Genomic DNA, 6094 nt, shown 5'->3' with positions numbered 1-6094 from the left:
CGCCCCGACGACCCCGAGACCGGCCCGGTCTCGGTCGTCGTGGCGCCCGTCCGGTCCGTGCTCCAGCCGCAGGTCAAGGGCCTCGGCGACCTGGAACCGGTCGCCCTGAGGACCGGGCAGACCACCGACCTGGGCGAGATCGTCGAAGCCCTCGCGGCGGCGGCGTACGCGCGCGTGGAGCTCGTCGAGAAGCGCGGCGAGTTCGCCGTACGCGGCGGCATCCTCGACGTGTTCCCGCCCACCGAGGAGCACCCCCTGCGCGTCGAGTTCTGGGGCGACGACGTCGAGGAGATCCGCTACTTCAAGGTCGCCGACCAGCGCTCCCTCGAAGTCGCCGAGCACGGCCTGTGGGCGCCGCCGTGCCGCGAGCTGCTGCTCACCGAGGAGGTCCGCACGCGCGCGCGTGCCCTGGCCGAACAGCACCCCGAGCTCGGTGAACTGCTCGGCAAGATCGCCGAGGGCATCGCGGTGGAGGGCATGGAGTCCCTCGCGCCGGTCCTCGTCGACGACATGGAGCTGCTGCTCGACGTCCTGCCCAAGGGCGCCATGGCCGTGGTGTGCGACCCGGAGCGGGTCCGCACCCGCGCGTCGGACCTCGTGGCCACCTCGCAGGAGTTCCTGCAGGCCTCCTGGGCGGCCACCGCCGGTGGCGGCGAGGCTCCCATCGATGTCGGCGCGGCCTCCCTGTGGTCCATCGCGGACGTCCGGGACCGGGCCCGCGAGCTGGACATGATGTGGTGGACGGTGTCGCCGTTCGCCGCCGACGAGGAGCTCGACCAGGACACCCTCAAGCTGGGGATGCACGCCCCGGAGACCTACCGCGGTGACACCGCCAAGGCCCTCGCCGACACCAAGGGCTGGCTCGCCGACGGCTGGCGCACGGTGTTCGTCACCGAGGCGCACGGCCCGGCGGCCCGTACGGTCGAGGTGCTGGGCGGCGAGGGCATCGCCGCCCGTCACGACGCCGACCTGGCCGAGATCTCCCCCTCGGTCGTGCACGTGGCGTGCGGCTCGATCGAGCACGGATTCGTCGACCCGGCCCTCAGAGTCGCCGTCCTGACCGAGACGGATCTGACGGGCCAGCGGGCGGCGGGCCGCGACGGCGCCCGGATGCCGGCCCGCCGCCGCAAGACCATCGACCCGCTCACCCTGGAGCCGGGCGACTACATCGTCCACGAGCAGCACGGCGTGGGCCGCTACATCGAGATGGTGCAGCGCACCGTGCAGGGCGCGACCCGCGAGTACCTGGTCGTCGAGTACGCCCCCGCCAAGCGCGGCCAGCCCGGCGACCGCCTCTACATCCCCACCGACCAGCTGGAGCAGATCACCAAGTACGTCGGCGGCGAGGCCCCCACCCTGCACCGCCTCGGCGGCGCCGACTGGACGAAGACGAAGGCGCGCGCCAAGAAGGCCGTCAAGGAGATCGCCGCCGACCTCATCAAGCTGTACAGCGCGCGCATGGCCGCCCCCGGCCACGCCTTCGGGGCGGACACCCCCTGGCAGCGCGAACTGGAGGACGCCTTCCCCTACGCGGAGACGCCCGACCAGCTCACCACCATCGCCGAGGTCAAGGAGGACATGGAGAAGACGGTCCCGATGGACCGCCTGATCTGCGGCGACGTCGGCTACGGCAAGACCGAGATCGCGGTCCGCGCCGCCTTCAAGGCCGTCCAGGACGGCAAGCAGGTGGCCGTCCTGGTGCCCACGACCCTGCTGGTGCAGCAGCACTTCGGGACGTTCAGCGAGCGGTACGCGCAGTTCCCGGTGAGCGTGAAGGCCCTCTCCCGCTTCCAGACGGACACCGAGGCCAAGGCGACCCTGGAGGGCCTGCGCGAGGGCTCGGTCGACATCGTCATCGGCACCCACCGCCTGTTCTCGTCCGAGACGAAGTTCAAGGACCTGGGCCTGGTCATCGTCGACGAGGAGCAGCGCTTCGGCGTCGAGCACAAGGAGCAGCTGAAGAAGCTCCGCGCGAACGTCGACGTGCTGACGATGTCCGCGACCCCCATCCCGAGAACCCTGGAGATGGCGGTCACGGGCATCCGCGAGATGTCGACGATCACCACCCCGCCGGAGGAGCGCCACCCCGTGCTCACCTTCGTCGGCCCCTACGAGGAGAAGCAGATCGGCGCCGCGATCCGCCGTGAGCTGCTGCGCGAGGGCCAGGTCTTCTACATCCACAACCGCGTCGAGTCGATCGACCGTGCGGCGGCCCGGCTGCGCGAGATCGTCCCCGAGGCGCGCATCGCCACCGCCCACGGGCAGATGTCGGAGGGGGCGCTGGAGCAGGTCGTGGTCGACTTCTGGGAGAAGAAGTTCGACGTGCTGGTGTCCACGACGATCGTGGAGTCCGGCATCGACATCTCCAACGCCAACACGCTCATCGTGGAGCGCGGCGACAACTTCGGCCTGTCGCAGCTGCACCAGCTGCGCGGCCGGGTGGGACGTGGCCGTGAGCGAGGCTACGCCTACTTCCTCTACCCGCCGGAGAAGCCGCTGACCGAGACCGCGCACGAGCGGCTCGCGACCATCGCCCAGCACACGGAGATGGGCGCCGGCATGTACGTGGCCATGAAGGACCTGGAGATCCGCGGCGCGGGCAATCTCCTCGGCGGCGAGCAGTCGGGTCACATCGCGGGCGTCGGCTTCGACCTGTACGTCCGGATGGTCGGCGAGGCCGTCGCCGACTACCGGCGGCAGCTGGAGACCGGAGAGATCGAGGAGGAGCCGCCGCTCGAGGTCAAGATCGAGCTGCCTGTCGACGCGCACGTCCCGCACGACTACGCGCCGGGCGAGCGCCTCCGCCTCCAGGCGTACCGCTCCATCGCCTCCGCCAACTCGGAGGAGGACATCAAGGCGGTCCGCGAGGAACTCGTCGACCGCTACGGCAAGCTGCCCGAACCTGTGGAGAACCTGCTGCTCGTCGCGGGCCTGCGCATGTTCGCGCGCGCGTGCGGTGTCGGTGAGATCGTGCTGCAGGGCAACAACATCCGGTTCGCGCCGGTGGAGTTGCGCGAGTCGCAGGAGCTGCGGGTCAAGCGGCTGTACCCCGGAGTCGTCCTCAAGCCGACGGTGCACCAGGCGCTGGTGCCGCGTCCGAAGACCGCGAAGGTGGGCGGAAAGCCACTCGTCGGCCGGGAACTGCTGGCGTGGGTGGGGGAGTTCCTGACGTCGGTGCTGGGGTCCTGATCGCGGGCCCTGGCGCCGGGCCCTGATCCCGGGCCGCCGGGGCGGTGTGGATCTGACCGGCCGGGGGCCGGACATGGGAAACCGTCCGCGGGAGATGCGTCCATGTCTCCGCGGACGGCCCCGGAGTCGGAGGCCCTACTGCTGTTCGGGCCGGTCGCGGTCGCGGTCCATGCCCAGCGAGCCCTCGACGCGCTGCTGGCCGGAGTCGACCTGGTCCTCGTACTTGCCGCCGGTCCTCTCGTTGATCCGCTCTTCCGCGGTGTCAGAGCCTTGCTTGCCCTTGTTCCGCGCCTGGCTCTTGAACTTGTCGAAGATACCCATGCAAAGCTCCCTCCGGAGGTGACTCAGAACCGACGATACGCGCGGGATGCGAAGTATGCGCATTGAGGCCCGGTGTGGTCTGAACCTCTTCCTCGCTACCGTGGGCTCCGGCACGGGCCGCCCGTGCCGGAGCGGAACAGACAGACAGAGGAGGGGCGCACGGTGACGCGTCTGAGGGGCGGGGCGGCACTGGCTGTCGCGATGGTGTTCACCGGTTCGGCGCTGGCCGGCTGCGAAGGTCTGACGCCGAACGCGGACCGCGGCGGCGCCTCCGGTTCCGGCGCTCCGGCCGCGGGTGACGGGCGGGCCGCGAACCCGCTGGACAACCCGGACGGCACCGAGCCGGGACTGGCGGCGGTCACCTCCGGCGCGGACAAGGACAGGGCCCGCGCCCTGATCGAGAAGGTGGCGACCAAGGGGCGCGGCCCGAGAACGGGCTACGAGCGGGATGAGTTCGGCTATGCGTGGATGGATACGGCGGACGGGGTACCGCTGGCGAGGAATGGTTGTGACACGCGCAACGACTTGCTGAAACTCCATGGGCGGCACGTGCGGTTCCGTTCAGGCTCCGACTGCGTGGTCGTTGCGATGGAGCTGTACGACCCCTACACCGGCAAGGACATCGACTGGAAGAAGGCGAAGGCCACCGAGGTGCAGATAGACCACGTGGTCCCGCTGTCCTACAGCTGGCAGATGGGCGCCGCCCGATGGCCGGAGAGCAAGCGCGAGCAACTGGCGAACGACGTGCTCAACCTGCTTCCTGTCGAAGGGCGCGCCAACTCGGCGAAGCGGGACTCGGGACCCGCGTCCTGGTTGCCGCCGAACAAGAAGATCCGGTGCTCGTACGCGGTGCGGTTCGCGCAGGTCGCAGACAAGTACGAGCTTTCGGTGACGACGGCCGACAAGACGATGATGCTGAAGCAGTGCGAAGGCTGAGGCTGTGCGAAGGCTGAGGCTGATAGAGCGGCGGAACTGGTAAAACGTCATCGCTCGCGGACTGTGGGAGACATACGCCCCCTACTGTGGCCGACCGCATCCGGAAGACCGTGATGGAGCTGCCGGGACTGAAGAATTCGGTTCCGGGCGCCCGCCGCCCGCGCCTACCGTGATCACATGCAGCCGAAGATATCGAGCCTCGCCGACCGCCCGGACATGCTGGAGCGGGTCGTCGGGATGGCGGACAGCTGGCCGGAGTTCGTGATCCAGGACCTCGTGGGCGCCGCCCACTTCCCGCGGATCGCCACCGAACTCCCGGAGTACGTCCTGTTCGCCGAGGACGAGCAGGGCGAGGTCGTGGCGAACGCCTACAGCGTGCCGTTCGCCCTCGGCACCGAGCGCCGCGGCGGCCGGCTGCCGGCCAACGGCTGGGACGCGGTGCTGGTGTGGGCCTTCTCCGACCTGCGGCGCGGGGCCCGGCCCGACACCGTCAGCGCGATCTCGGTCTCCATCGCCCCGAAGGCGCAGGGGCGCGGCCTGTCCGGGGTGATGCTCTCGGCCATGCGGGACAACGCCCGGGCCCGCGGTTTCCGCGAGGTCGTCGCCCCGGTCCGCCCCAACGCCAAGCACCTGGAGCCGCACACGCCGATGGAGGAGTACGCCCGTCGCGTCCGCCCCGACGGCCTGCCCGAGGACCCGTGGCTGCGCGTCCACGCCCGGGCCGGGGCCACCATCGACTCGGTGGCACCGGCGTCCATGACGGTGTCCGCCCCGCTCGCGGACTGGCGCCGCTGGACGGGTCTGCCCTTCGACACCGACGGCGACATCGAGGTGCCGGGCGCTCTGGTGCCGGTGCGCTGCGAGGTGGAGCGCGGGTACGCGGTGTACGTCGAACCCAACGTGTGGATGCGGCATCCCGTGTAGGGCGTGACGGACCTGTAGGGCCTGACGGACCGGGCAGCGCGTGACGGACCGGGGCGGGTGGCGGACCGGACGGCCTACGACGGCCCAAGGACGGGCTGTTCACACGAAGTGATCAGCATGACAACGGTTCGGTACAACCCGTGACCGGTTGTCCTTGTCGGGCTATACGCTCGGATTCCCCAACAGGGTCTGTCACTCGCACGTCCGTCCGTATCGCCCACACACCGGTCCAGGAGCAGTCATGTACGGCCACGGCGCGGCGCCGCCTCCCCGCAGCGCGGCAACGGTGATCTCCCTGCGTGTGCTGTTCGCCGCAGCCGGTTTCCTCACGTGCGGCGTGCTGGCCTGCGTACCGCTGTTCCGGGTGGCCGTCCTGCGCCGCCGGGCCCTCGACTGGGTGCTGGCCTGGGTGAGCCTGCCGCTGGCCATCGCGTGCTTCGCCGTGATCGGCGCGCTGCCGGAGGACGACCTCCGGACCGACATCGCGCTGGCCATGATCCTTCTGCTCGGAGCGGGCGCCGCCGTCTACTTCCTCGTCGTGGACATCGGCCACCACGGCGAGCAGCGCAGGCTCGCGGGCTACGCGTCGCCCCACGCGCAGACGGTCACGCACACCCCGTACGGCTACCCGCACCCCGCGCCGCCGTACGCCCCGGCGTCCACGCCCGTCCCGCAACCACCCGCACCTCACGCACCCGCTCCCCACGACTCCACGCCCCAGGCC

The 6094-nt window shown here is 70.6% G+C and carries 5 protein-coding genes; 4 read left to right on the top strand and 1 reads right to left on the bottom strand.

The window, feature by feature from the left end:
- Positions 1 to 3189, top strand: a 3189-nt coding sequence (mfd, locus tag C1J00_RS36490) for a transcription-repair coupling factor (RefSeq protein WP_102913219.1), incomplete at its 5' end; no start/stop codon positions are given.
- Positions 3190 to 3324: 135 nt separating this feature from the next.
- Here the strand turns inward: mfd and C1J00_RS36485 are convergent.
- The gene (locus tag C1J00_RS36485) at positions 3325 to 3510 is read right to left on the bottom strand and encodes an antitoxin (RefSeq protein WP_102913218.1); all 186 of its coding nucleotides are present in this window, start codon (positions 3508 to 3510) and stop codon (positions 3325 to 3327) included.
- 201 nt (positions 3511 to 3711) lie between these two features.
- On the opposite strand from C1J00_RS36485, the gene C1J00_RS36480 reads away from it, so the two are divergent.
- The 3 genes from C1J00_RS36480 to C1J00_RS36470 all read left to right on the top strand — a co-directional run.
- On the top strand, positions 3712 to 4446 hold the full coding sequence (locus tag C1J00_RS36480) for an HNH endonuclease family protein (protein ID WP_102913221.1): 735 nt from the start codon (positions 3712 to 3714) through the stop codon (positions 4444 to 4446).
- Between the two features lie 177 nt (positions 4447 to 4623).
- A complete protein-coding gene (locus C1J00_RS36475) occupies positions 4624 to 5370 on the top strand; it encodes a GNAT family N-acetyltransferase (protein ID WP_102913217.1) in 747 nt (248 codons plus the stop codon).
- Positions 5371 to 5611: 241 nt separating this feature from the next.
- The coding region (locus C1J00_RS36470) for a hypothetical protein (RefSeq protein ID WP_102913220.1) at positions 5612 to 6094 on the top strand (483 nt) is incomplete at its 3' end.

Source organism: Streptomyces cahuitamycinicus (genome assembly GCF_002891435.1).
Taxonomy (GTDB): domain Bacteria; phylum Actinomycetota; class Actinomycetes; order Streptomycetales; family Streptomycetaceae; genus Streptomyces; species Streptomyces cahuitamycinicus.
This window is presented reverse-complemented; position numbering and strand designations above follow the sequence as displayed.